The 25,268-nt window shown below is 48.0% G+C and carries 25 protein-coding genes, 1 other RNA gene and 2 pseudogenes; 19 read left to right on the top strand and 9 right to left on the bottom strand.

Translation table 11 applies throughout. The annotated features are described in order from the left end of the window. Positions 1–212 precede the first annotated feature (212 nt). Positions 213–596, bottom strand: a complete 384-nt coding sequence (grcA, locus tag EGO56_RS04835; protein ID WP_013358769.1) for an autonomous glycyl radical cofactor GrcA — start codon at positions 594–596, stop codon at positions 213–215. A 242-nt stretch (positions 597–838) separates the two neighbouring features. Between grcA and ung the strand changes: the two genes are divergently transcribed. Beyond that, a complete protein-coding gene (gene ung, locus EGO56_RS04830; RefSeq protein ID WP_033783913.1) occupies positions 839–1,519 on the top strand; it encodes a uracil-DNA glycosylase in 681 nt (226 codons plus the stop codon). Positions 1,520–1,578: 59 nt separating this feature from the next. On the opposite strand, the gene grpE is transcribed toward ung, so the two are convergent. Continuing rightward, the gene (grpE, locus tag EGO56_RS04825) at positions 1,579–2,160 is read right to left on the bottom strand and encodes a nucleotide exchange factor GrpE (protein WP_003848585.1); all 582 of its coding nucleotides are present in this window, start codon (positions 2,158–2,160) and stop codon (positions 1,579–1,581) included. A 122-nt stretch (positions 2,161–2,282) separates the two neighbouring features. On the opposite strand from grpE, the gene nadK reads away from it, so the two are divergent. The 3 genes from nadK (at position 2,283) to bamE (ending at position 5,441) form a co-directional block, all read left to right on the top strand. Continuing rightward, positions 2,283–3,161, top strand: coding sequence for an NAD(+) kinase (gene nadK / locus EGO56_RS22260; protein WP_003848582.1), 879 nt, complete (start codon positions 2,283–2,285; stop codon positions 3,159–3,161). 84 nt (positions 3,162–3,245) lie between these two features. Then, positions 3,246–4,907 (top strand): DNA repair protein RecN, encoded by a 1,662-nt coding sequence (gene recN, locus EGO56_RS22255; RefSeq protein WP_143813124.1) that lies wholly within the window; start codon positions 3,246–3,248, stop codon positions 4,905–4,907. Positions 4,908–5,093: 186 nt separating this feature from the next. Further along, a complete protein-coding gene (bamE, locus tag EGO56_RS04815; RefSeq protein WP_013358772.1) occupies positions 5,094–5,441 on the top strand; it encodes an outer membrane protein assembly factor BamE in 348 nt (115 codons plus the stop codon). A 91-nt stretch (positions 5,442–5,532) separates the two neighbouring features. Here bamE and EGO56_RS04810 read toward each other — a convergent pair whose 3' ends face one another. Together EGO56_RS04810 and EGO56_RS04805 are read right to left on the bottom strand one after the other, a co-directional pair. Further along, entirely contained in the window at positions 5,533–5,826 is a 294-nt protein-coding gene (locus EGO56_RS04810; RefSeq protein WP_013358773.1) for an RnfH family protein, read from the bottom strand. Then, on the bottom strand, positions 5,819–6,253 hold the full coding sequence (locus EGO56_RS04805) for a type II toxin-antitoxin system RatA family toxin (RefSeq protein ID WP_013358774.1): 435 nt from the start codon (positions 6,251–6,253) through the stop codon (positions 5,819–5,821). Before EGO56_RS04805 ends, EGO56_RS04810 begins: the two co-directional genes overlap by 8 nt. Before the next feature lie 158 nt (positions 6,254–6,411). On the opposite strand from EGO56_RS04805, the gene smpB reads away from it, so the two are divergent. From smpB to EGO56_RS04790, 3 genes and pseudogenes are all read left to right on the top strand, one after another. Further along, positions 6,412–6,894 carry an SsrA-binding protein SmpB gene (smpB, locus tag EGO56_RS04800; RefSeq protein WP_010257694.1) on the top strand — a complete coding sequence of 161 codons (483 nt, stop codon included), beginning with the start codon at positions 6,412–6,414 and terminating at the stop codon, positions 6,892–6,894. Positions 6,895–6,937: 43 nt separating this feature from the next. Next, positions 6,938–7,299: a transfer-messenger RNA gene (gene ssrA / locus EGO56_RS04795) on the top strand. A 204-nt stretch (positions 7,300–7,503) separates the two neighbouring features. Then, positions 7,504–8,697, top strand: a pseudogene (locus EGO56_RS04790) (integrase domain-containing protein). A gap of 152 nt (positions 8,698–8,849) precedes the next feature. Here EGO56_RS04790 and EGO56_RS04785 read toward each other — a convergent pair. Further along, the gene (locus EGO56_RS04785; protein ID WP_135907838.1) at positions 8,850–9,467 is read right to left on the bottom strand and encodes a hypothetical protein; all 618 of its coding nucleotides are present in this window, start codon (positions 9,465–9,467) and stop codon (positions 8,850–8,852) included. A gap of 436 nt (positions 9,468–9,903) precedes the next feature. Here EGO56_RS04785 and EGO56_RS04780 point away from each other — a divergent pair, with 436 nt between their 5' ends. Continuing rightward, entirely contained in the window at positions 9,904–10,863 is a 960-nt protein-coding gene (locus EGO56_RS04780; protein WP_135907837.1) for a hypothetical protein, read from the top strand. Positions 10,864–11,739: 876 nt separating this feature from the next. On the opposite strand, the gene EGO56_RS04775 is transcribed toward EGO56_RS04780, so the two are convergent. From EGO56_RS04775 to EGO56_RS04765, 3 genes are read right to left on the bottom strand one after another with little or no spacing between them, the layout of a single operon-like run. Continuing rightward, the gene (locus tag EGO56_RS04775; RefSeq protein ID WP_135907836.1) at positions 11,740–12,426 is read right to left on the bottom strand and encodes an HNH endonuclease; all 687 of its coding nucleotides are present in this window, start codon (positions 12,424–12,426) and stop codon (positions 11,740–11,742) included. Continuing rightward, on the bottom strand, positions 12,423–13,529 hold the full coding sequence (locus EGO56_RS04770) for an AAA family ATPase (protein WP_135907835.1): 1,107 nt from the start codon (positions 13,527–13,529) through the stop codon (positions 12,423–12,425). Before EGO56_RS04770 ends, EGO56_RS04775 begins: the two co-directional genes overlap by 4 nt. Before the next feature lie 26 nt (positions 13,530–13,555). Beyond that, entirely contained in the window at positions 13,556–16,120 is a 2,565-nt protein-coding gene (locus EGO56_RS04765; RefSeq protein ID WP_135907834.1) for an AAA family ATPase, read from the bottom strand. 367 nt (positions 16,121–16,487) lie between these two features. On the opposite strand from EGO56_RS04765, the gene EGO56_RS04760 reads away from it, so the two are divergent. From EGO56_RS04760 to oxlT, 8 genes and pseudogenes are all read left to right on the top strand, one after another. Then, entirely contained in the window at positions 16,488–17,102 is a 615-nt protein-coding gene (locus tag EGO56_RS04760; protein WP_135907833.1) for a DUF6338 family protein, read from the top strand. Between the two features lie 158 nt (positions 17,103–17,260). Next, positions 17,261–17,401: a hypothetical protein gene (locus tag EGO56_RS22250; protein ID WP_167493417.1), complete on the top strand. Its 141-nt coding sequence runs from the start codon at positions 17,261–17,263 to the stop codon at positions 17,399–17,401. 20 nt (positions 17,402–17,421) lie between these two features. Next, complete coding sequence (locus EGO56_RS04755) at positions 17,422–17,685, top strand: hypothetical protein (RefSeq protein ID WP_135907832.1); 264 nt, start codon at positions 17,422–17,424, stop codon at positions 17,683–17,685. Between the two features lie 253 nt (positions 17,686–17,938). Further along, complete coding sequence (locus tag EGO56_RS04750; RefSeq protein WP_135907831.1) at positions 17,939–18,265, top strand: hypothetical protein; 327 nt, start codon at positions 17,939–17,941, stop codon at positions 18,263–18,265. Between the two features lie 121 nt (positions 18,266–18,386). Further along, a pseudogene (locus tag EGO56_RS04745) lies at positions 18,387–18,545 on the top strand (SOS response-associated peptidase family protein); the annotation flags it as partial. Positions 18,546–18,567: 22 nt separating this feature from the next. Then, positions 18,568–19,224, top strand: a complete 657-nt coding sequence (locus EGO56_RS04740) for an RNase A-like domain-containing protein (RefSeq protein WP_238348997.1) — start codon at positions 18,568–18,570, stop codon at positions 19,222–19,224. A gap of 7 nt (positions 19,225–19,231) precedes the next feature. Further along, positions 19,232–19,528 (top strand): contact-dependent growth inhibition system immunity protein, encoded by a 297-nt coding sequence (locus EGO56_RS04735; protein ID WP_135907830.1) that lies wholly within the window; start codon positions 19,232–19,234, stop codon positions 19,526–19,528. Positions 19,529–19,982: 454 nt separating this feature from the next. Beyond that, positions 19,983–21,257, top strand: a complete 1,275-nt coding sequence (oxlT, locus tag EGO56_RS04730; protein ID WP_135907829.1) for an oxalate/formate MFS antiporter — start codon at positions 19,983–19,985, stop codon at positions 21,255–21,257. Between the two features lie 264 nt (positions 21,258–21,521). Here the strand turns inward: oxlT and EGO56_RS04725 are convergent, their stop codons facing one another. After that, a complete protein-coding gene (locus EGO56_RS04725; protein ID WP_135907828.1) occupies positions 21,522–21,857 on the bottom strand; it encodes a TroA family protein in 336 nt (111 codons plus the stop codon). Positions 21,858–22,093: 236 nt separating this feature from the next. Here EGO56_RS04725 and EGO56_RS04720 point away from each other — a divergent pair, with 236 nt between their 5' ends. From EGO56_RS04720 to EGO56_RS04710, 3 genes are read left to right on the top strand one after another with little or no spacing between them, the layout of a single operon-like run. Beyond that, positions 22,094–23,530: a circularly permuted type 2 ATP-grasp protein gene (locus EGO56_RS04720; protein ID WP_135910523.1), complete on the top strand. Its 1,437-nt coding sequence runs from the start codon at positions 22,094–22,096 to the stop codon at positions 23,528–23,530. Then, positions 23,524–24,450, top strand: a complete 927-nt coding sequence (locus tag EGO56_RS04715) for an alpha-E domain-containing protein (protein ID WP_013358779.1) — start codon at positions 23,524–23,526, stop codon at positions 24,448–24,450. The genes EGO56_RS04720 and EGO56_RS04715 overlap by 7 nt, the downstream gene beginning before the upstream one ends. Continuing rightward, positions 24,447–25,229, top strand: a complete 783-nt coding sequence (locus tag EGO56_RS04710; protein WP_135907827.1) for a transglutaminase family protein — start codon at positions 24,447–24,449, stop codon at positions 25,227–25,229. Before EGO56_RS04715 ends, EGO56_RS04710 begins: the two co-directional genes overlap by 4 nt. Positions 25,230–25,268 lie beyond the last annotated feature (39 nt).

Raw genomic sequence — 25,268 nt, 5'->3', positions numbered from 1 at the left:
CACACGCATAAAAAAATCGCCTCACAGGAGGCGATTTTTTTTATCTGATAATCAGTTACGGCCTTTTCAGAATGTTTTTTCTGCCAGTGCCCTTTCTTCACAACACTGGCATCCGCATGCCGGGTAATTAACTGCTTATCTCTTTCATAATACTAATAAAAATTGCTGTGTGTGCTTTGCGCTAATTTTCAGCGCCCGATAATTCAGGCGGCTTACAGACTTTCGGTAAAGGTACGGGTGATCACATCGCGCTGCTGCTCAGGCGTCAGTGAGTTAAAACGCACGGCATAGCCTGAAACACGAATGGTCAGCTGCGGGTAGTTTTCAGGATGTTTTACCGCATCTTCCAGTGTTTCGCGACGCAGAACGTTGACGTTCAGATGCTGTCCGCCTTCAACGCGCACCTGCGGTTTGATTTCAACCGGCACTTCACGGTAAGCGAATTCGCCCAGTTCGCTGATGGCGACAACCTGATCTTCTTCATAGCCCGCTTTTGCACACAGGCAACGCGCTTCAGCTTTCTCTTCATCCAGCAGCCAGAAGGAGTTCAGAAGTTGTGAATTGTTAGTTTGAGTGATCTGGATACCAGTGATCATGATTGCGTCTCCCGGATAATACGTGAATAAATCAAATTTGAGGCCCCGGTATACCATCGTTCATTCGACACAGCCTTGACCTGTATCAATATTAATCAGCCATTCAGCGCGCTTTTTAGCTAACCCATTGATCTCAAAATGCCTGCCAGCTAAAAATAATTTTTATTTTTCAAATTATTTTTGCCTTCAGGTCAGCGGCAGGAACGGCTAAGCTTACTCCACTAACGTTAAGGGAGTTAAACATGGCTGAAAAGCTGACCTGGCACGATGTGCTGGCTGAAGAGAAAGAGAAACCCTATTTTATTGAGACGCTGAAGCAGGTCGCCGATGAACGCGCCGCGGGCATAACCGTCTATCCACCGCAGAAAGATGTGTTCAATGCGTTTCGCCTGACGGAACTCGGTGACGTCAACGTTGTGATTCTGGGGCAGGATCCCTATCACGGGCCGAATCAGGCGCACGGGCTGGCTTTCTCGGTGCTGCCGGGCGTTCAGGTACCGCCCTCACTGCAGAATATCTATAAAGAGCTGATGCAGGATATTCCCGGCTTCCAAAAACCCGATCACGGCTTTCTTGAGAGCTGGGCAAAACAGGGGGTGATGTTGCTGAACACGGTGTTAACGGTGGAGGCGGGTAAAGCCCATTCCCATGCGCGATTTGGCTGGGAGACCTTTACGGACAACGTGATTGCGGCGATTAACCAGCACTGTGAAGGGGTGATTTTCCTGCTGTGGGGCTCACATGCGCAGAAGAAAGGCAGCATTATCGATCGCAAGCGCCATCATGTGCTGCAGGCGCCGCATCCCTCGCCGCTCTCCGCGCACCGTGGATTTTTCGGCAGCAAACACTTCTCAACGACTAATGAACTGCTGAGCGCTGCCGGTAAAAAGCCGGTGGACTGGACGCCGGTCTTGCCTGAATAGCGCCCAAATGCACACGGCCGCGTCAGTGCGCGGCCGTGTAACAGGATTCAGGCGTTGAATCAGCTTTTAGCTTTAGAAACCGCAACCATCGCCGGGCGCAGCAGGCGGCCATTCAGCGTATAGCCACGCTGCATCACCAGCATGACATGGTTAGGTTCAAATTCTTCAGACTCCATCATCGACATCGCCTGATGGACTTCAGGGTTGAATGGCACGCCGGTTTCGCCGACCACTTCAACACCGAACTTACGCACGGCACCGAGCAGGCCCTTCAGCGTCAGTTCAATCCCTTCGATCATGGATGCCAGCTGTGGGTCCTCTTTATTGGCCACTTCCAGCGCACGTTCCAGGCTGTCGATGACCGGGAGCAGTTCATTGGCAAACTTCTCCAGCGCAAACTTGTGCGCCTTCTCAACGTCCATCTCGGCACGACGACGAATGTTTTCAACCTCAGCTTGCGCACGCAGTTGGGCATCGCGTACACCGGTCTGCGACTGCGCTAATTCAGCTTCGAGCTGAGCAATACGCTCATCACGCGGATCCACCTCTGCTGCTGTCTCCGCTTCCTGAGGTTGCTGCTGATCCTGCTGAATTTCGTCTGAGACTTGCTCGTTTGGGGTGTTCTGTTCTTTACTACTCATGAATTTCTCCGCGTTTTGCACATTCATTTCGCTGGTTGGCTTATTATGGGGATTGGTATGACGGATTCAAGGGAACCTATCACATTGCCTTGCCGTTTTGGCTTATAAGGAACACCGACCAGATGAACAAACACTTTAACTGCATTGGTATCGTGGGTCATCCGCGCCATCCCACCGCGTTAACCACGCATGAGATGCTCTGGCGCTGGCTGACAGCCAAAGGTTATCAAGTGATCGTTGAGAAGCAGATTGCGCAGGAGCTGTCGCTTCACGACGTGCAGACCGGCACGCTGGCGGAGATTGGTCAGCAGGCTGATTTAGCGGTCGTCGTGGGCGGTGACGGTAACATGCTGGGCGCCGCGCGGGTGCTGGCGCGCTATGACATTAAAGTGATTGGGATTAACCGCGGTAACCTCGGTTTTCTCACCGACCTTGACCCCGACAATGCGCAGCAACAGCTGGATGAGGTGCTTCAGGGTAACTATTTCGTCGAGAGCCGCTTTCTGCTGGAAGCGCAGGTGTGCAAATCTGACTGCTCACCGCGTATTGGCTCCGCCATCAACGAAGTGGTGCTGCATCCCGGTAAAGTCGCGCACATGATCGAATTTGAGGTCTACATTGATGAAGTGTTCGCCTTTTCCCAGCGCTCTGATGGACTGATTATTTCGACCCCCACTGGCTCTACCGCCTATTCCCTCTCTGCGGGTGGACCGATTCTGACGCCATCACTCGAAGCGATTGTGCTGGTGCCGATGTTCCCGCATACGCTGTCAGCGCGGCCACTGGTCATTAACAGCAGCAGTACCATTCGTCTGCGCTTTTCTTCACGTCGCAGCGACCTGGAAATCAGCTGTGACAGCCAGATCGCGTTGCCAATTCAGGAAGGTGAGGATGTACTGATTCGGCGCAGTGCTGGCCATCTTGATTTAATTCATCCTAAAAACTATAGCTATTTCAATACGCTGAGTTCAAAGCTGGGCTGGTCAAAAAAATTGTTCTGAAAACCGGTCTCACCTCTTTACTGGATAAAAAACCAGTTTATACTGTATGAAAAACCATATGTGTTTATTCGTACAGGTGAACCTATGCTGGCCCAACTGACCATCAGTAATTTCGCTATCGTTCGTGAGCTCGACATTGATTTCCAACGCGGCATGACAGCAATCACTGGTGAAACCGGTGCCGGTAAGTCTATCGCGATTGATGCGCTGGGATTATGTCTGGGCGGCCGTGCCGATGCTGACATGGTGCGTCAGGGTGCCAGCCGGGCCGACCTCTGCGCCCGCTTCCAGCTTAAGTCCTCCCCTTCTGCTCAGCGCTGGCTGATGGATAATCAACTCGACGACGGTAACGAGTGTCTGCTGCGTCGGGTGATCAGCGCTGATGGTCGTTCCCGTGGCTTTATCAATGGCACGGCGGTGCCACTTTCTCAGCTGCGCGATCTGGGCCAGCTGCTTATCCAGATCCACGGTCAGCATGCCCATCAGCTTCTGCTCAAACCCGATCATCAGAAGCATCTGCTGGATGCCTATGCCGGTCACGACGATCTCCTGCAGCAAATGCGCGCCAGTTATCAGACCTGGCACCAGAGCTGTCGCACCCTCGCGCTGCATCAGCAGCAGGCGCAGGAGCGCGAATCACGCCGCGAGCTGTTGCAGTATCAGTTGAAAGAGCTGAACGAGTTCGCACCGCAGCAGGGCGAATATGAGCAGATTGACGAAGAGTATAAGCGCCTGGCCAACAGCGGACAGCTGCTGTCGACCAGCCAGCAGGCGCTGCAGCTGTTAGCAGACAGCGATGACAATAATCTCAACAGCCTGCTCTACACTGCGCGTGAGATGATTTCAGAACTGACCTCGCTGGATGAGAAACTGAACGGCGTTCATAACCTGCTGGAAGAGGCGGCGATTCAGCTGAGCGAAGCCAGCGACGAACTGCGTCACTACTGCGACAGCCTTGATCTGGACCCTAATCGCCTGTACGAACTGGAAAAGCGTATTTCCCGCCAGATTGCGCTGGCGCGTAAGCATCACGTCACGCCAGAAGCACTGCCTGAACTGCATCAGCAACTGCTGGCGGAAGCGGAGCTACTGTCACAGCACGAAAGCGATCAGGAAAGCCTGCAATCGCTGGTGGGTGAACATTACCAGGCGGCACTGCAAAGTGCAGAGCAGCTGCATCAGCAGCGCAGCCACTTTGCCGATGAACTGCAGCAGCTGATTACGCAGAGTATGCATCTGCTCTCAATGCCACACGGCCAGTTTAAAATCGCGCTGACCTTTAATCCGGATCAGCTGACGGCAGATGGCGCGAGCCGCGTCGATTTCCAGGTGACCACCAACCCAGGTCAGCCACTGCAGCCGTTAGGCAAAGTCGCTTCGGGCGGTGAACTGTCACGTATCGCGCTGGCGATTCAGGTAATCACCGCGAAGAAAATGGAAACCCCGGCGATGATTTTCGATGAAGTGGATGTCGGGATCAGCGGCCCGACCGCTGCCGTCGTCGGTAAACTGCTGCGTCAGTTGGGTGAATCGACCCAGGTCATGTGTGTCACCCACCTGCCTCAGGTTGCCGGTTGCGGACATCAGCACTTCTATGTCAGCAAAGAGACCGATGGCGCGATGACCGAAACCCATATGCAGCCGCTGGATAAGCGAGCGCGTCTGCAGGAACTGGCGCGACTGCTCGGCGGCAGCGAGGTGACACGCAATACCCTGGCCAACGCAAAAGAACTTTTAGCCGCATAGCAGCGCACTTTTTTAACGTACCGTGGTCATATGCTTGCTCTGCAGAGGTTTCCAACGGCGAAAAGGTTTATTATCATCGGCACTTATGTTGTCAGAGTAATAAAGCCTGCCGCAGGCAGAGTTCAGATTTTGATGGCAAGAAAGCCGCCTGTTAAAGGCGTTTGGCCCCGGAAAAGGAATGTATAGATGCGCTGTAAAACGCTGACTGCCGCGGCAGTGGTAATGTTGATGATGACCGCCGGATGTTCCACCTTAGAGCGCGTGGTCTATCGTCCTGATATCAACCAGGGTAACTATCTGGTTGCCAACGATGTGGCCAAGATCCATACCGGTATGACACAGCAGCAGGTGGCTTACACGCTCGGTACGCCGATGATGAAAGATCCGTTTGGCAGCAACGTCTGGTATTACGTTTTCCGTCAGGAGCCAGGCCATGAGAGCGTGAAGCAGCAGACGCTGACGCTGACCTTTGATGGCAACGGTGTTCTGACCAACATCGATAACAAGCAGAATCTGTCTAAGAACAACGACTGATTTCACGACAGACCGTTTTAAAGACAGCAAAAAAGGCGCATTGAGCGCCTTTTTTATGCCTGTTATCCGCTGATTCCGGCGATATAACGACTTATTTTTTGCTTTCTGCCGCTCGCTCTGCGCGCTGACGACGCAGCTCTTTTGGATCGGCAATCAGCGGACGATAGATCTCGATACGATCGCCCTCCTGAACCACATCATCCAGCTTCACTGGTCGACTGTAGACGCCGACTTTGTTGCTGGCGAGGTCAATCTCCCGACGTAGTTCCAGCAATCCTGACTTCAGGATGGCCTGCTCTACCGTGCTGCCCTGCTCCACTTTCACGTAAAGCTGATACTGCTTTTCAGGCAAGGCATAGACCACCTCGACGGAGATATCAGGCACGATAAACCTCTTTGGCACGCTGAGTGAAGGCCTGCACCATGCTGTTGGCTAACTCTTTAAAGATACGACCAAAGGCCATCTCTACCAGCATGTTGGTGAATTCGAACTCCAGGCTTAACTCAACCTTACAGGCGTCATCGCCCAGCGAGACGAACGTCCAGCCGCCGGTCAGCTTGCGGAACGGCCCATCAACCAGTTGCATATGGATGCTCTGGTTATCCGTCAGGGTGTTGCGGGTGGTAAACGTTTTGCTGATGCCCGCTTTCGACACATCCACGGATGCCGTCATCTGATTATCAGACGCATCCAGCACGCGGCTTCCGGTACAACCCGGCAGGAATTGCGGATAGGCATCCACGTCATTTACAAGTTGGTACATCTGCCCGGCACTAAACGGGACCAGCGCCGAACGACTAATCTGAGCCATAATGGTTCCTGTTCATCACAAAACCGCTGAATAATAGCATTTTCAGCGATTAAACAAAAATGTCCCCGAGTGAGGGTGTGCTAGAATATCCCGTTTCCTGCTGCCCCGCTGGACTGGGGATGCGATAACCGACTAAGTGATGTAAAATACGCCGCACTATGACAAAGAAAAAAGCACACAAACCCGGTTCTGCCACTGTTGCCATGAACAAACGCGCCCGCCACGAGTACTTCATTGAAGAGGAGTATGAAGCGGGATTGTCGTTACAAGGATGGGAAGTTAAGTCACTTCGTGCCGGTAAAGCCAACATCAGCGACAGCTATATTCTGCTGCGCGATGGCGAAGCCTTTCTGTTCGGTTCAACCTTTCAACCCTTAGCCGTTGCCTCCAGCCACGTGGTCTGTGACCCGACGCGCAGCCGTAAGCTGCTGCTGAAGCAACGTGAACTCGACTCCCTGTATGGCCGCGTTAACCGCGAAGGCTACACCATCGTGGCACTGTCGCTGTACTGGAAGAATGCCTGGTGCAAACTGAAGATTGGTGTCGCACGCGGTAAGAAAGAGCACGACAAACGCGACGATATCAAAGACCGCGAATGGCAGTTAGACAAAGCACGTATCATGAAGAATTCAAAGCGTTAAGCACTGGATTTTCATTTGATTTGTTGCTAGTATTTGAAGTTCTGGGGCTGATTCTGGACTCGACGGGATTGTGAAGCCTTAGGAGCATGCCGAGGGGCGGTTTGCCTCGTAAAAAGCCGCAAAAAAATAGTCGCAAATGACGAAAACTACGCTTTAGCAGCTTAATAACCTGCTCTTAGCCTTCTCTCCCTAGCTTCCGCTCTTAAGACGGGGATCAAGAGAAGTCAAACCCAAAAGAGATCGCGTGGATGCCTTGCCTGGGGTTGAAGCGTTAAATCCAATCAGGATAGTCTGTTAGTGGCGTGTCTGTTCGCAGCTAACCGGCGAATGTAAAAACTGACTAAGCATGTAGTGCCGACGGTGTAGTAATTTCGGACGCGGGTTCAACTCCCGCCAGCTCCACCAAAATTCTCCATCGGTGATTACCAGAGTCATCCGATGAAGTCCTAAGAGCCCGCACGGCGCAAGCCCTGCGGGCTTTTTTGTACCCTCAATTTGTCCCGCGAAGTCCGAAGAGAACTAATCAAATCCGAACCTTTTAGGCACCTTGTTAGGCACCTTATAAAGCTTTATTGTTTTTGAGGTGCCTAAAACTATGGAAACCCGGCAATGGCAAGACAAACCAAACCTCTCTCCGTTAAGGAAATCGAATCTGCCAAACCCAAGGACGCGGACTATGTGCTCTATGATGGCGATGGCCTTGAGCTACTGATCAAATCCAGCGGAAGTAAAATCTGGCAATTTCGTTACATTCGTCCTGTCACCAAAAAGCGTGCGAAGAAGAGCATAGGCCCCTACCCGGCAGTTACGCTTGCCGACGCTCGAAGCTATCGGGCAGAATCCCGCTCTCTCTTGGCAAAACAAATCGATCCCCAGGAACATCAGGAAGAACAATTACGCAGCTCACTTGAAGCCAAAACTAATACTTTCCAACTCGAGGCAGAACGTTGGTAGAATGTGAAGAAAGCCAGCGTGACCGAGGACTATGCAGAGGATATTTGGCGATCTCTTGAAAGAGATGTCTTTCCGGCGATTGGTGACGTCAGCGTTACAGATATCAAAGCTCATACTCTGGTTCAGGACGTGCAACCGGTTCAGGCCAGAGGAGCACTGGAAACTGTTCGTCGCCTTTGTCAGCGCATTAATGAGGTCATGATCTATGCCCAGAACACGGGGCTGATTGATGCTGTTCCCAGCGTCAATATTGGCAAAGCATTCGAGAAACCGCACAAGAAAAACATGCCCAGTATTCGTCCGGATCAGCTGCCTCAGTTAATACAGACGATGCGCACGGCCAGCATTAGCCTTTCTACACGGTGCCTATTCATGTGGCAGCTTCTTACTATCACCCGCCCTGCCGAAGCGGCTGAAGCACGTTGGGAAGAAGTAGATATGGAAACGCGAGAATGGAAGATTCCCGCATCACGCATGAAAATGAACCGTGATCATACTGTCCTATTATCAGATGAAGCAATTGCTGTTTTAGAGATGATGAAACCGTTAAGTGGCAATCGTGAATTCATTTTTCCAAGTCGTTTGAAGCCTACTCAGTCAGTGAATAGCCAAACGGTAAATGCTTCGCTTAAAAGAGCGGGATTCGGCGGTATCCTCGTATCACATGGGTTGCGTTCAATTGCCAGCACCGCGCTCAATGAGCAAGGTTTCCCTCCTGATGTCATTGAAGCAGCGCTTGCTCATGTGGACAAAAATGAGGTTCGTCGCGCGTACAACCGAAGCGATTATCTTGAGCAGCGACGCCCGATGATGCAGTGGTGGGCAAATTTCGTTCCAGCGGCAGACTGAGGAAGTGTCATTGAAAGCGGATATAAAGGCATCAAACTAATTTCTATGGCCTAATTACATCGTGCCCAATGTTTAGGCACGATGAGACTCATCAGCCGCTAATTGCCAACAGCGGACATTAATAGCATCAATATATGTTCTTAACGGTGCGGTCACCATTCTATATTTGATAATTTAAGAGCTGCGGATTGGATCAATTGCTCACAGATATCTCCCAACTGTCCGATGGTTTCAACGCCAGCCATATTTATATTTAATATTGCTTGATGACTGAGATGCTTCTTCCCCCAAGAACTCCCGTATTCTACATACGTTCTAATCTTTAAAGCTCGGCAAATAACTTCTTTTCTAAAAAAAGAACCTAATAGAGTATTGCATGTAAAATAAAAAAGACAGTCCTCAGCATTACTCTCAATAAACTCTCTATTTTCGATAGCTGAAAGCACTTTTTCTTTATCTAGCACCTTGCCATAATATGATGTTCCGTCATTGCAATGCGCGTATATTTCATTGAAGCAACAGGATGCCCCTCGCCAATCACCAAAGCTCAGAGATTCCCCACTCAGGTGATTATGATGCAATACATAGTTAGGTAATTTTTTGGCATCTTCCAGTAATGAGAGCGAGGGATTAGCTTTGTAGTCTAACCTTTCAGTAATGAACTCAAGAAGAGGGCCAGTTGAGCATTCAAGTGAAGCAGAGTATTCCCAGCGAGCACTCTCACCGGCCTCTACTAACAAGATTGCAATTTTTTGTTCTAACTCAGTCATATTTCTTATCATTTCTCTTCCTCGTAATTTATTTACCTAAAGTTATCGGCAATGCTTTTCTGTTCTTAAGGGGAATTCGGCAGTTTCAAAAAAATATGCACTAATTTTATTGCAATGACACTTGCATGCCTTGTATTTACATGAATAATAAAAATCCATATAGAAGTTTAAATTTCTACTTGCGCTCATTGCGAACTCTGGCTTACCTTTGGTTAGTCTTAATTACAACTATGTTACTTGGAGTAATACTGTAATTATCTCTGCTTAAGAAATTAGGATATAATATTTCAATGTAAGTATTTTTCTCAGCAGCCTTGAGTACATCAGACTTTTCAATGTATCATCACCTTTTAGGTGATTATGAAAAACTTTCAACTCAAACAATGCGAACTGACATTCATTGTTCCAGTTCTATTTAAAGCAAGGATTTTATTCAATGAACCCTGAAATTAATTTAGCATGCAATATAAAAATTCTAGAGTCAAATAAAAAATACACATACATTACAAATTATTTATTTTTTCACTCATTATTAATCTCAATACATAAAAACCATAAAAAGCTCATTGATGACTTATCCGATTTACAAGATTTAACTTTTAACACCGATAAGCGTGCTATTTTAGATAAAAAAACTAGAGTGCAAAACTCTTTATTAAACCTTCTAAATTCCCATAAGTTTTTTATAGATATATTGAAAAGGGAACATGAAAAAACAGATGAAAAAATGTTTCGACGGTTTAAGACCCTAGCTGCCTATCACTATGACAATGATTTTAATTATCGAATGTTCGAGGTGTTGAGAAATTACTGCCAACATACTAATACAATACCCATGGATATTTTCTCTGACTTTGAAGGGATGAGCTATATATTTATAAACAAACAAGAACTTGGTAAGGACAGCAAAACAAAACGAAAAATAAAAGGAGAGATTGAATCTCCTCTTCCTATCGAATTAAATTCTATTGTAGTTGAATGGATAGATACTGCCTCACATTTACATGAACTTGTTTTGGATTATTTTGCATATAAAGCAAAACCTGTTATTGATGATTATTTAGGTCAACTAGAGATGAATGTACTCTCAATAAAATCAGATCCTGCCGTTAGGGAAATCCTTCGCTCAGTCGAGATAAAAATCATAAAAAAAAGAGTGTTACTCCCAGTTTTCCCTGATCCTAGGTTAGCTATAAATAGCATTGGTGAAAGGCTTGAAACCTCTGAACACGTAGAAAGGTGTCTAAGAATGAAGGATATATTTCTAAGCAATCGAGAATCAAAAAATTCAAAAAGGCGCCTGATTAAATTAGGAATCGACTTTGAATTCCCGACACTTGATACATTATTTTATAAAAACATTAACAAATGGATAAAAGGTGATGATCCGTTTTGATTACAGAAATTCATCTTTACAAGTTTGTAGAAATATCATCGGAAAGACTAAGGGGAAATAATAGTCTAAAATAGAGCCATTCAGTAATAGAGGCACATTATTTTTTAGAGATGAATTCTCCTAGATGCTAAAGCAACGTCCACTTTTAGGTCATAACGAACACTATACTTTCTGGAAATGTCCGACACGTGCAGCAATAAGTTGTTCTTCTCCAACTTATTGCTGCACTAACTTCAGCTGACACCAAATCCATGCACTTTAAGTTCAACTCTACTAATGCTGTATCATAGCTCCCGTAAAAAACATTAAGATAAAAATATATTTAAGTTACAGTATTACTTTACGATAAGGCAACTACGTTTCAAAATATAAACTTAGTCAAACTTTTCATAATATTAAAGGGCAGTATTTGGTGATGATTTGTTTGAGGTTTTTTAAATAGCAATACAGCCTAGTTTTGGTGGAATAATATAACCATCTGATACATTTATCATTTCAAGCGTTTAACAGTGCAGAGCCGGAAATTCTACTTATAGTTAACAGAAACACCGTTTACGTTAAGGAGTTTCAGTGATTATTCAAAAGAAATAAACCGAAATCATCATAACGATAAATCTGGATTAATTATTCAGATAAAAATAATAAATGCACCACCTCAAAAAAAATCCGCTTACCCCTCTACTGAGAAAATAAAAATAAACAACTAAAAAACCTGAATAGTAGAATAAAAAGATGTATGAGCACATCCTTAATAGTCTCATTCAAAACAGTCATCATGATATTCTAGTAATGACGACTGTATGGATAATGAGTTACTGATAATAGCTCAAAAAATTATTATTAACGCGATAATAATTCAGCTGCCGTGCTTTAAAATTAAGTCTTTGTCACTAGCGATTGTAGCAATTTGTTGACGGCTTTTGTTGGCATACTACCTTTTGATTGTATGAATTGACTAAGTTTCTGTGCCGCCTGAGCGACGACTGGATTTGCTGTTGATCTTACCTCAAACTCACTAACTTTCTGTAATAGGGTACTGCAAAGTTTTTTCCCTTGCGAGGTTTTACCTATATAAGCACGAAAGTGCAGGTGATTGGTCTGCACAACCAGTCGGTCAATGTGTTGAGAAAAAATGTGATGGCGTGGATGATAACATACCCATGCACTGGTGTGTTGCCGATATCCGTTTCCAGTTGGTACAGATAGGACATAATAGTCGTGTGCAGATTTAATCATATTGCATGTCATACATACACGAACTAGATTCTCTTCAACAAATGTGAATTGTGGATAGATTGAGCACGGTAATATATGATCAATATTCGAATTGCTATTGTGAAAGATTCTATCTTGACAATAACCACAACGCTCTGAAAGTCCATGTACATAATCAGTAATGGCGTTGTAGACTCGTTTTCCAACGGGACCATCGTTGTATAAATTCGCCCATAACTTAGTTGTTCCATTACGCGATTTCTTATAGTAATCGATAGCTTTATTCGTTGCTTCTTTGATTTTTCTTTTTTGCAAATATGATTTGCGGACTTCCCTCAGAAGTTTCATTCGGTCTCTCCCTGAAGGTTAGTAGTCACCACAGAATGTTTAGACATTGCAATCAAGTCGTTGATAGCCATATCGAAATCTTCAAGTGTTCGCTTAATATCATCGCTGTCCTTTTCTGTATGAGATGCAAGTTTTAGCTTTGTTTTGAATTCCTCAACGGATTCAAGCGTAGATTGCTCTACTCTGTTATAATTCCCCCTGGTAATGTTTCCGGCAGTTAAATTGTCAATAGTTTTTGTTACGATAGCAGCAAGCTCTTCGAATATATATTTATTATCAGGAGGCAGCGTGTTGAAGTTTTTATATAAAATTCGTTCAACATTGAATTCATCATCTATTATTTTAGATAACTCTCCATGGGATAGATTGTAACAATCCGCGCCCATTTGTAACGCGCTTGAAATTATTACCGGTGAATGAGTAGCGATATAACAATTGACATTGTTTTTTAAAGACAACAATGGATGAAAAAGTTCTGGCCACTTAACTTGCCACTCAACGTGCAAGCTTACTTCTGGCTCGTCGATGAAATAGCATAGATTCTCATTAATAGATGTGACTATTTTTAACGCGGTGGTAATGATGTACTGTTCACCGGAACTCAAATCGGAAAAGGAATATGGAGTATCATTTTTGTAAAAAACAGCTTCAAAAGGACGTTCTTTAATTGCAAGCATATCTTTATTTAACGTTGCAAAATCACTTGTTAATTCTTGTGTGTCAAATGGCTGCGATTTTGAAAATTTTGTTTTTCTGTAACTAATACCAAACTTACCTTCAAACCCTATTTCTTCAAGGAACATCATTAATGCAGGGCATAAATCAGTGTCTAATATAGCAAGATAAAGCAATACTGCATTTGCTGCTAAAGTACCGTTATGAGTACCATTACCGACGGTTCTATTTCCTAAATAACGATATGAACCATTGGCCGTTTTCTTAATTTGAGTTCTAAATTTGAATTTATCTGATACACCAGATGCGATCACTACAACATCCCGATTTTCTGAAAATCGTTCTGCATTTTCTTCTAGCGCTCGACTCTTTCCTGAACCATTGTTACCTATAATATAAGTAAATCTATTAGTTTCTGAAAATTGCATGCTCTCACCGGATAAAGTTAGTCAAATTATTTCGTCGGGGCCCGTCTTGTTTTGAGATTATCACGCCAGTCTTTTAACGTGCTGATATCTTCCTTTAACTCCCTATACTCGGGTATAAAAGCTGGCATCTCTGTTGATTGGCTGTGTTCATAACAACTGTATTTAGTCATAAGACCTTCAATTAGTTTACAGTCATCTGGCGTTATATCCTGCACATATGGAAGCCTTCCGTCAGTCTGGATCCCTCTTCGATGACGTATAACGACCCCATTAAACAAGTCCTCCTCGACAGAGCGTTCAATGAGTTTACGAAAATCACTGCAAATGCCCTGAGCCAACCCACGATAAGCCATTGCACCATGTTCTTGCCCAGCTTTGTAGGCTACCTCTAGCCTGGCCAGAAGGATATTATTAGCCGATTTGGTGTTTGCATTCCAGACCTCCTGATCGGCAGGATGACCAGCAGCGCCATCAAATGATTCGATGCATATCGATTTATGGTGCTGTTTTTTCCACAGGTCTCCCTCCTTCTTTGCCAAATCTTCAATTACGCCATACAGAGAAAGTCTGTGGGTTAATATAATCACCTGACGCAATTTAGCTAGTTCAACGAGGCGCTTAGCAACGTGCCACTCAAATTCGTGGTCCAGCGATGAAATAGGGTCATCAAAAATGAAGGGAGCAGATCCTGGCCGGTCGCTGACATCGGCTAAAAAAGCAGCCAGTGAGATAACCCTGCGTTCCCCTTCACTAAGAACATTGTGCAACCTATCCCGTTGCGCCCCTTTAAGCTGCAGCTTATGCAATACCTTCGCGTTTTCTGTCCTGATCTTAACGAGCTCGACCTGCAAGCTAGGGGCACCAAGAACCTTCAGCTCGCGGTTGAATCTTGCCGCATAGGCTTCGGTGACAACTTTCTGAGTAATATCAGCCGATTTAGTCGATAACGCACGGGAAGCAGCAAGAGATATCCATGCATCAAACTCACTTATTGTTCTTAAGCGCTCAACTTCGGCCCTAATCGCCTCGGCCTGACCAGATAACCACTTGCGAGCTTCAGCTTCGTTTTTATCCTGCAAGGCTTTAGCCCTATCGAATCCTGCCTCGTCTTTCTTAAACTGATCGGCTTCCCCAAGAAGCCGGTCGCGGTAGGTACTTAATTTCGTGACAGCATCGGTCAAATCAGGCAATGGCGCTGCAGGCTGGGTGGCTTCATGTTCGGTAAGAGTGTTTCGGCAGTGGGAGGCGGCATTCCAAATTCCCGTCAAGCACTGATTCCATTCTTCCTGAATCGCAGCCCCTGCGCAAAGGGTAGCAATTTCTGCCGTTGAGGGAGGGATATTGATCTCGCCTATTGCCTGAGCATAAAGACGCTCAGCTGTGGTCGCATCGACCTCAAGACGGGATTGCACAAAAGCTTCGAGGTCGTTCAAACGCTGCTGAGCCTCTACAGATAACTCCTGGTGGCATAATATACAGCGGGCTTCATCAGTTACCGGATAAGCCTTATCCGGATAGGGTAGGCTGGAGTATTCACGAGCAGCCTCCCACATTGCACGCCATACAGGCGAGCCTATCCCCTCCAGTAAGCCATTTTTTACTCGCTCACTGTCAAGCGCTACACGCCGCTTGGCAGCGGCATCAGCACGTAACGCCCTTAGACCGTCAATACTTGTCTGGCTAAAAGCTCGTGCCGTCTGCTCAAGCTTAGAGATTAGCTGATCAACAGATGATTTAACTGCAAGCTTGCTACGGGCACTCTCAGCAGGATTCTGAACGCTCAGACGCTCATTCAGGACTCTAAGAGCCTGTTCATCTGCCTCAGACCAACTCGTCATCACCGCGATACTTTCCGAAGTTGACGTACCGAGGGCCCCATAAGTGGCGGCGATACTGCATCGCTGATAAACGGCGGGCAGTACCGGAAGCTTGCTTACAAGTTGAGACTGTTCTTCATTTAGCCTGTCGCGCACCAGTTTGAGGTACTGCGCAAGTTCTTCAAACAGCCCCACCACCCCCGGTATATAAGTTGCGGCACTCTCCTGAGTAAGGTAGTGCTGAGCTTCATCGGTATCGAATATATCGATGCCTTTGAGGGCATCGATCGGAGGACTGTTAGGGGACCAGCCCGCTTCTGCAGCGGCGCCATTCGCCTCCCATTTAATATGGCAACTTCGTTCAGGAGGTAAGGGATGAAAAACATTAGATTTAAGCTGAGCAGCTCTGGGCTTCCCGGAAATCCGCTTAAGAACACGCGTGTAGCTGGATTTACCGGACCCATTATGGCCGTAAATGACCGTCAGATTCCCCGTGCCGAAATCTAGCGGTAAACGGGGAGCGAGGTTCTCAATTCCCCTCACCGCTTCGATCTGGCTCAACCTCAAAGTTCCAGCACCCAGCTCTGAAGATGCTAAGCCGGGAAAAGTCCGGTGTGCCGTTTTTTCCTGTCCCTTGGGTGTCTTGAGCAAGGCAACAACTTGCTGAAGATCATCAGCTGTCAGGCCGCCCTGCTCAATAAGTCTTTCCGCGAGATCCTGAAACCAGTCCTGCTGCTTTAACAACCACGCGATGATATCGGCCTTCACGTCCATTGCTTCTGCCCTCTTTCCTTCATGATGATAAAGGAAGCGAAACTGGATGCGCTTCCCTGCACATTAATGCCACACTCGGTGATATTGAGAATCATCCGATAATGCATCAGCCTTTTAAAATGAGCAATACTTAATCATCATACAAAGAGGTAGCATCTTATTGACTGTACGTATGCCAACTTTCTAGACTTCAACAGTCCCTGAATATGGCTTATGAACGCCATCAGAAGATGGCAGGAAAGGGTCAATCAGAGAGTATTTCAAGACAAGTTTGTAAGTTAACCGTATTGGGATCCAAAGAAGAGTTCTGGCAAGTGGCATGGCTAAAATGTACCATGAGTAAATATCGAGCCATCAAGAGACTGAAATGGATATTTGGGATAAGTCTAAAATTCTACTCTTTATCATTTTTGTTATACCTGGTTTTCTTAGTATGAAGATGTACAGCATCCTTCATCCAAACTCTGATATTGATACAACAAAAACTATTGTTGAAGTTGTCACTTATAGCTGCATAAATTATGCAATTTGGTTTTATCCAATCTACTTCATTGAGTCGAGCAGATATTTCTGCAGCCCTGTGACCTATTACCTTTTTTATCTGGCTGTTTTGTTCATAAGTCCAATCCTCCTTACCTTTTTTTTGGTATGGATGCGAACATGGAGATGGCTAGGTCGTTTTTTACCACATCCAACAGGCCGCGCATGGGATTACTTTTTTGGTCTTCAACAGCCCGCGTGGGTAATTATAACACTTAAGGATGGTAAAAAAATTGGTGGGAAATTTAGTCAGGATTCCTTTGCATCAAGCGCCCCTAACCCGGAACAATTGTATCTTGAAGAAAACTGGGTGATAAATGAAGATGGCGGCTTTGAAAGGCCAAGAAGTGAAACATTAGGCATTTTAGTGCTATCCAAGGATATTGAAAGCATTGAATTTTTCAGGTACCAATCTGAAGTAGATGAGACGTCAACGGAGTAAAAATGACTGAAAAGAGTAATAATAAACCAGGTAGCTATAAGGATTTAGACAAAGGCTACCAACCTAAGCCGAACGGTGGCTATCAACCGCCTAAACAAACTGACAAGCCATCCCCACCACCCAAAAAACCTTGATTTACTGTGTAGTCCGGAGGACTAATGAGCCAAAAAGAAAATTTCCGACACGACGGTTTCCAGCCAAAAGAAAATACACCACAATCCAGTGACAGCCCTATTTTTGAAGGGTATCAACCCCCAAAGCAAGTATCTAAACCCGCCCCACCACCTAAAAAACCCTAAAGCCTGGAAGGGATTCTTACATGAGTGATAAACAAAAATTTGTAAATAATGGTTATCAACCAAAAGAATACGGTTATCAGCCAAAGGATTCAGGTATGAAACCAGGTTATCAGCCTCCGAAGCAAATTTCCCCCTGCTCCCCCCCCAAAAAAACCATAGATGTTAGAGCCCCTCACTTTTGGGGCCATCCTTTTTTAAAGCCTTTTAAATTATTCACAGAGAATATTACCCTCCCGAAATGTCGAATTTCATTTTCTTCGAGTTTCACGCAACATTTCATTTAATATCACGTCATTTTATATCTGATTATAGATGCGACATAGTTGCATTGATGCCTAATAATGACAGCGAATTTTTTTATGAGACCATTGCTCTCTCTCTTTTAGCCATTATGGCCCTTATCCGTTCCTGCATAAGCGATTCGCAAGGATTAAGTGTAGGAAGCGAAGCGTCGGCGAACCTCGGAATAATTCCTGCTGCTTCTGAGACTTAAGGTCGTTGTTAAAATTATTGGTTGCAAATCATTGGACCTGAAATATGAGTGGAACTACTATCGCTCTGTATGCCGGAGGAAAGTGGTACCGCGCTATGGACTTATCCATAATCAAAGCTAAGTTTGATGAGAAGAATATGTGGCTACGCTATGTGATGCGTCGCATGCTAGGCGTACCGCTGGAGTTGTTTCAATTACTAAAGCTCGCCACGCCACATCCGCTTAACGGTTATGAATTGAGCCCGCGCAGCATTAACACTTATGATCTAAACGAAGTTTTATCTCTGGACGGATTGCACCGCCCCGAGCCTTTAAGCCTAAATGGTCTGGCTGCAAAAGCAGCTGGATTTATTATCCCATTACTCAAATGAGTGTTGACCCAAGAGCATCTGGCGGATAGTGGATTCACTCCGTCTTCATCAGGATATACCGGTAGTGCTTCCCCATTGCATAAATATTGAATAGCCATACCTCATCTATTAGATAAGCCATCAACCGCTGTTCTTTGCGGCGATCGTCAAAGCTCCCTTTGGCGGTACGCTTGGGCACGAAAGCTTTCTGATCGTCACCGCAGCCAGCAACATAGGCATGGTGGATATTCACAACCAAAGGCCACTGGTGCTGAAGGCGTCAGCTGTCAGACAGTGGCTGATGTTGTGAAATTACCGAGCCGGTGAACCCTACCGGATTAACAAAAGCAGGATGTGTTGTCGTCGGCGCGCATAGTCTCGATAGCATTAATGCTGCTGCAAATCAGCTCATTGTGGGCAGAGACACTCGCACAGCAACATACGCGGCAGCAACAGCAATTGCCAAATCCTTTGGAGCAGATGAAGATACGGCGATGAAAATCGGCCTGACTGTCGATATCGCTGTTCCACTAGGATTTGCACTTGGCATCGGCGCAAGTCGTGTAGCAGCAGTAAGAGCTGGCCGCATTAAACTTACTGAGCATGAGTCAGTAACAGGTTTGAAACCCGGCGGGCATACGCTTTCCACACATGTTGGCAAAAGCGATGCAGAACTATTATCCCGCTTTGAAGCCAATAAGCGTTTGCAGTATTCCACTACCTTTACCAACGTGCAGATAGCCGAAGAAGCCATATCGAAAGCGATTTTTGCTAATCGGGACGTTATAAAATCGGTCCTTGGCGGAGGCAGACAGGGAGCCAGGTTAACTATTCGAAATGCATCTGGCAAAGCAATTGGCTACGGTTTCCGGCGCGGGAGTAACCAGCGAATAGTCATGACAAATGTGAGAATTGTTATCGAGTTTCAGCAATATAACGGCAAACCCTATTACATGCTCACAGCATTCCCGGATCTATAGGTACAAAATGCAAAAATTCCACTTTCTTGACCAACTTATTTTCGGTTATTTCAACCAGGACGCGGACATCATCAATGATGGCGAGGATACGGTCGAAGGCATAGTACGGCTATTCAAAAAGTCAGTACCAGACTGGATGCTCAAAGATCTCGCCGAAGAAGCTGATGATTTTATCTCCGCCTATGGTGATGGTGTCGAAGAGGAGTTCAGGAAACGATATGGGTTTGATTTTTCCCCTGAACTATGGGAAACCACGGCTCAGGAATTCCTGATGACTGTTCGTCAGATCTCGTCAGAGAAATGAGGCTTTCAGGAGAATACTTTCCTGGTTGATGATTACTAGAACCATCATCGGAGTCATTAAAGCTCTTACAGCACAAGCCCTGCGGGCTTTTTTGTGTCTGCAATCCTAATATTTCAAACACCGAGCCATCATTTTCCGTTAACGCCTTTCTGTGCATCGCCACCAAAACCAGAATGTACCGGATGACCTTTCTGACAGGCCATCAACCGTCTCCCACGCACCATCTCAGCGCACTACAATTTTGCACCTCATCACATTTATTCCGCCCGCAATTCTACTACTGATTGAATTTAATCATTTTTTTAAAGTGGCACACATCCTGCTTTATCGCTTTACGTCCATATCTGCGTATCGGGATGGTTTCGGATAATGAGCATATGCAGGTAATGATTTGAATAGGTGCGACAACAAAAAAGTAGTTAAGCAGAGCAAAGCGTAATTATGGAGACAGGCAATGGCCTCAATGAGCGAACCGGTAGTAATAGCGAAACACAGCAAGTGGGTACAGCTTCTGCTTGGATTACTTTGCATGGCAGCCATTTCCAGCCCGCAGTACGTCTGGACGCTGTTAACCAAACCGATGATTGCTAAACTCGGTGTCGGGCTGGCGGAACTGCAGGTCACATTCTCGCTGCTGATTATTCTGCAGACCTTTTTCTCACCTTTTCAGGGTCGGCTGGTCGAACGCTTTGGACCACGTCTGCTGATCTCCATCGGTACACTGATGGCGGGTTTCAGCTGGGTGATCGCCGCCCGGGTCAACAGCCTCACCTCACTGTATCTGGCCTACGGCTGCCTTGGCGGACTGGGTACGGGTATTGTTTACATCGGCGTGGTGGGACTGGTGATGAAGTGGTTTCCACAGCAGCGCGGTTTTGCCGCCGGAACCGTGGCGGCGGGCTACGGCATGGGGGCCATTTTCACCACCTTCCCGATTTCTATTTCTCTTAATAGCTACGGGCTGGAGCAGACGATGACAACGTTTGGCCTCATCTTCGCCGCTGTGGGTCTTCTCGCCAGCCAGAACCTGAGACTGCCTGAAACCAGCATGATGATACCGGCCAGCAAAACACCGTCTCCCGTGCCGGGCCAGCGCCAGTTTAAATCCGGGGAAATGCTGCGCCAGCCGTTGTTCTGGCTGATGTTCATGATGATGACCATGATGTCGACTTCAGGGCTGATGGTGACTTCGCAGATGGCGATTTTTGCCGAAGACTTCGGCATCAGCAAGGCGGTAATTTTCGGTATGGTCGCCCTGCCCCTGGCGCTGACTATCGACCGTTTCACTAACGGATTAACGCGTCCCCTCTTTGGTTTTATTTCTGACCGCTACGGCCGCGAAAATACCATGTTCATTGCCTTTGCAATGGAAGGTATTGCGATGACGCTGTGGCTTGCCTGCCGCGAAGATCCGTTGCTCTTCGTACTGCTTTCAGGCGTCGTGTTCTTTGGCTGGGGCGAAATCTTCTCGCTGTTCCCATCCACACTGACCGACACCTTTGGCAGTGAAAATGCTTCAGCGAACTATGGCTGGCTGTATATCTCGCAGGGTATCGGCGCGGTCTTTGGTGGTCCGCTGGCGGCGCTGATGTATCAGCACACCCATAACTGGCACCTGGTCTTTGGCTGCGCAATTACCTTCGACTTCATTACCGCCGGTCTGGCGTTGTGGGTTCTCAAGCCCTGGCGTGCGCGATTTATGCAGGCGCAAGATACTCTTTTACGCTGATTATCCGGTAGTGAATAAATCGCTTAAAACAGCGTCCCCCAACTGCGTGTATTGCCATTGAAAATACTTCGCCTGTCAGAACTCCGGGCGCATCGTTATGACTCTGTTCGATAGCGGAGACAGTGACCATCCGCTGATCTTCATTCTCTTCTCTCCGTGAATTAAAACGCCCCGGCAGCCGGGGCAAAGTTCCTTTTATTTTGTCCAGTAAGTGCCGGTCGGTTTGACGGCGAGGAACGGGTTATAGCGTTGTTTTTGTGTTTGTTACGCATCGGGAGCGCTAAACTGCTGCGGATAAAACACCCTGGCGAAGAACTGCACGGCCAGCACGTTACAGGAGGAATGGTACCAGATGCCAAAACTGCGACCGGCTTCAACCGCTTTCAGCGTGCTGATACCTTTACGCGCCAGCAGCAGCTTCAGGCTGGCAATCGCCAGTTCTGCAGTAGTCTGCGTGCCCGGCACTAAACCGGCGGGTAGTGGATCGCCCGCTTTCGGCGCCCTGGCGCCGCTGACCAGATGGACATCCGGCTGCGCGGCGATAACTTTTTCCAGATTGACCAGCCCGAGCACGCCCGGCAGATCGATAAAATCCCGCATATTACCCTTACCGGCTGAGCGCAAGCATTAATGGGCTTAAGACGCCTGAGCCATGACCATTTTGTTGTTCACCACGAAAGACTAAGCGCCATATTAAGACATTGCTGCTCTGCGCATGCACCAAAAAAGTGCTTTAACCCTTGCACTATCACGGCGTTGCACCGTTCCGCTTCTTCTGAGGCTGGCACACTTTATGCTTGGATAGACTGACAGCCTTTAACGTCTGCGAGGTGACGATGCTGAATATCAATCTCTCCGCTTCACCCTTTTTTGATGAGATGCTTCTGGCTGAAGGTGAACACCGTGACCACTACGCCGCCTACTGGCAATGGCTGCAGCAGGCCGATCACCAGGCGGTACAGCGCAAGCGGGAAGAAGCCGCCCTTTTGTTTCACCGGGTAGGGATTACCTTCAATGTCTACGATGACGATAATGGTGCTGAACGGTTGATCCCGTTCGACAGCGTGCCACGTATTATCCCGGCCGCCGAGTGGGCCATGCTCGATGCCGGCATTCGCCAGCGTGTGCAGGCGCTCAATGCCTTTCTCTACGATATCTACCATGAACAACACATTCTGAAAGCGGGCGTCATTCCGGCAGAACAGGTTCTGGCTAACGAACAGTATCAGCCCTGCATGCAGGGTGTTGATCTCCACCGTAACATCTACGCACACATTATCGGCGTGGATATGGTGCGCAACAGTGATGGCGAATATTACGTCCTGGAAGATAACCTGCGTACCCCCTCCGGCGTCTCCTACATGCTGGAGAACCGTAAGATGATGATGCGGCTCTATCCGGAACTGTTTGCCCAGCAACGCATTGCGCCCGTAGAACGCTATCCGTCGCATCTGCTGCAAACGCTGCGCGAAAGCTCACCCGTCAACGATCCCACCGTGGTGGTATTAACCCCAGGCCGCTTTAACAGCGCTTACTTCGAACACAGCTTCCTGGCCCAGCAAATGGGCGTTGAGCTGGTTGAAAGCGCCGATCTGTTTGTGAAGGATGGCATGCTGTTTATGCGCACGACCGCCGGGCCATGCAGAGTGCATGTGATCTATCGTCGGGTTGACGACGCCTTCCTCGATCCGCTGGCGTTCCGCCCGGACTCCATGCTCGGCGTGCCAGGACTGCTGTCGGTTTACCGGGCTGGCAATGTTGTTCTGGCCAATGCCATCGGCACGGGCGTGGCTGATGACAAATCTATCTACCCCTACGTACCGGATATGGTGCGCTTTTATCTGCAGGAAGAACCGATCCTCAACAACGTCCCAACCTGGCAGTGCAGGCATAAAAATGAGCTGTCGTATGTGCTGGCCAACCTCGAAAAAATGGTGGTGAAAGAAGTTCATGGCGCTGGGGGTTACGGCATGTTGATTGGCCCCGCCGCGAGCAAAGCTGAGCTTGCCCACTTCCGTGACCTGTTGCTGGCGCGTCCGCAGAATTACATCGCGCAAAACACGCTGGCGTTGTCCACCTGCCCCACGTTTGTCAACGACGGTCTGGCACCACGTCATATCGATCTCCGGCCCTTTGCGCTCAGTGGCGCGGAGATCCGACTGGTTTCCGGCGGGCTTACCCGCGTCGCATTGACGGAAGGATCGCTGGTCGTCAATTCATCTCAGGGCGGCGGAACCAAGGACACCTGGGTACTGGAGGATGATCTATGCTGAGCCGGACAGCCAGTGAACTCTATTGGATGGCCCGCTATCTGGAGCGGGCAGAAAATATCGCCCGGGTGCTGGACGTCACCAACAAGCTGTCGATGATGCCAATCCGTAACGGGGGTACGCATGATCTGCTGGTACCGCTCAACCTGACCAGCACCAGCGGGCTGTATGCTGAGACCTACCCGACACTGACAATGCCTAATCTGGTCAGTTTTTTCGCTCTGGATAACCGGAATCACAGCAGCATTTTCAGTTGCCTGCAGATGGGCTGGAACAACGCGCATGCGGTGCGTGGCAGCCTGTCATCCGAAGTCTGGGAGTGTATCAATGCCACCTGGATCGGGATGAAATCGATACGCCGTCAGGGCATCGGCTCAGACGGTGCCGACGCCTTCTTTGACTGGGTCAAAGAGCGCTCTCATCTGTTCCGCGGTGCCATGTTCGGTACCCTGCTCCGCAGCGATGCGATGCACTTTATCCGCCTGGGGACGCTGCTGGAACGGGCTGATGGCACCGCCCGTCTGCTGGAGGTGAAAAACCGACTGATGGACATTGATGACGACCCGGTGCGCGAATATTACCGCATGGACACACTGCTGCAGGCGGTGAGCGCGCGCGAAGCCTACCATAGTATTTATAAGCAGCCACTGAGCCGGGAGACTATCGCCGAACTGATGATCCTGCGCAACGAGCTGCCGCGTTCGTTGCTGGCGTGTATTAACGACATGGTTCAGCAACTGGAGCTGATTGGGGGCCGTGCAAATCCGCCACGCCGCCTGGCGCATATCCTGCACGCCGAGCTGCGCTTCAGTTCCATGAAAGACCTGAACAGAATCGGGCTGAACAACTGGCTGGAAGCCTTTCTCGCCCAGGTCAACGAGATCGCCGAAAGTATTCATCACACGTATCTGGAGGCGCAATGAAACTTAGCATTGAGCACAACACGCACTATCGCTACGACCAGGCAGTGCAACGGAGTATCCAGTACCTGCGTCTGACGCCTCAGGAATCGCCTCATCAACGCATACTTTCCTGGCAACTGACCTTGCCGGAGAAGGCGGTCTGCACCACGGATGCCTTCGGCAACATCATGCATGTTCTGACACTCGATGAACCGCATGAGTCCATCACCATTCAGGCACATGGCGTGGTCGAGATTAAACACGGCATTGAAGATCAGGCTCAGGGGCATCTGTCGCCGCTGGTCTTCCTGCGCCATAGCCCGTTGACCCAGCCCGATGCAGCGATTCAGGCGTTTGCCCTGCGTTATCATCAGCCTCAGGCGATTCTGGCCGCCCTGGAAAACCTGATGGCAGACCTGCTGCTCAGGATGCCTTACACCCCAGGTTCTACCCTGGTGACCGACAGTGCCGCGGAGGCTTTCGCCGCCCGTACCGGCGTCTGCCAGGATCATACGCATGTCTTTCTGAGCTGCTGTCGTAGCCTGAATATACCGGCACGCTATGTCAGCGGTTACCTGCACAGCAAAGATTCTACCCATGTCGCCACGCATGCCTGGGCCGAAGTCTGGGTAGAAGACCGCTGGCACTGCTTTGACGTCACCAACAACACCCGTATCCCTGATCAACATCTTAAGCTTGCCGTCGGCATTGATTACCTGGATGCCTGTCCGGTGCGCGGTTTACGGATTGGCGGGGGATACGAAGATATGTGCGCGATTGCTGCCGTACAAATGATGTAAATCGCGACTTGCTGATGGTGAAAACTTCATACACGCTGA

This window comes from Pantoea vagans (genome assembly GCF_004792415.1).
Taxonomy (GTDB): domain Bacteria; phylum Pseudomonadota; class Gammaproteobacteria; order Enterobacterales; family Enterobacteriaceae; genus Pantoea; species Pantoea vagans.
Note: the sequence above shows the minus strand (reverse complement) of the source record. Positions and strands in the feature narration are given on the sequence as shown.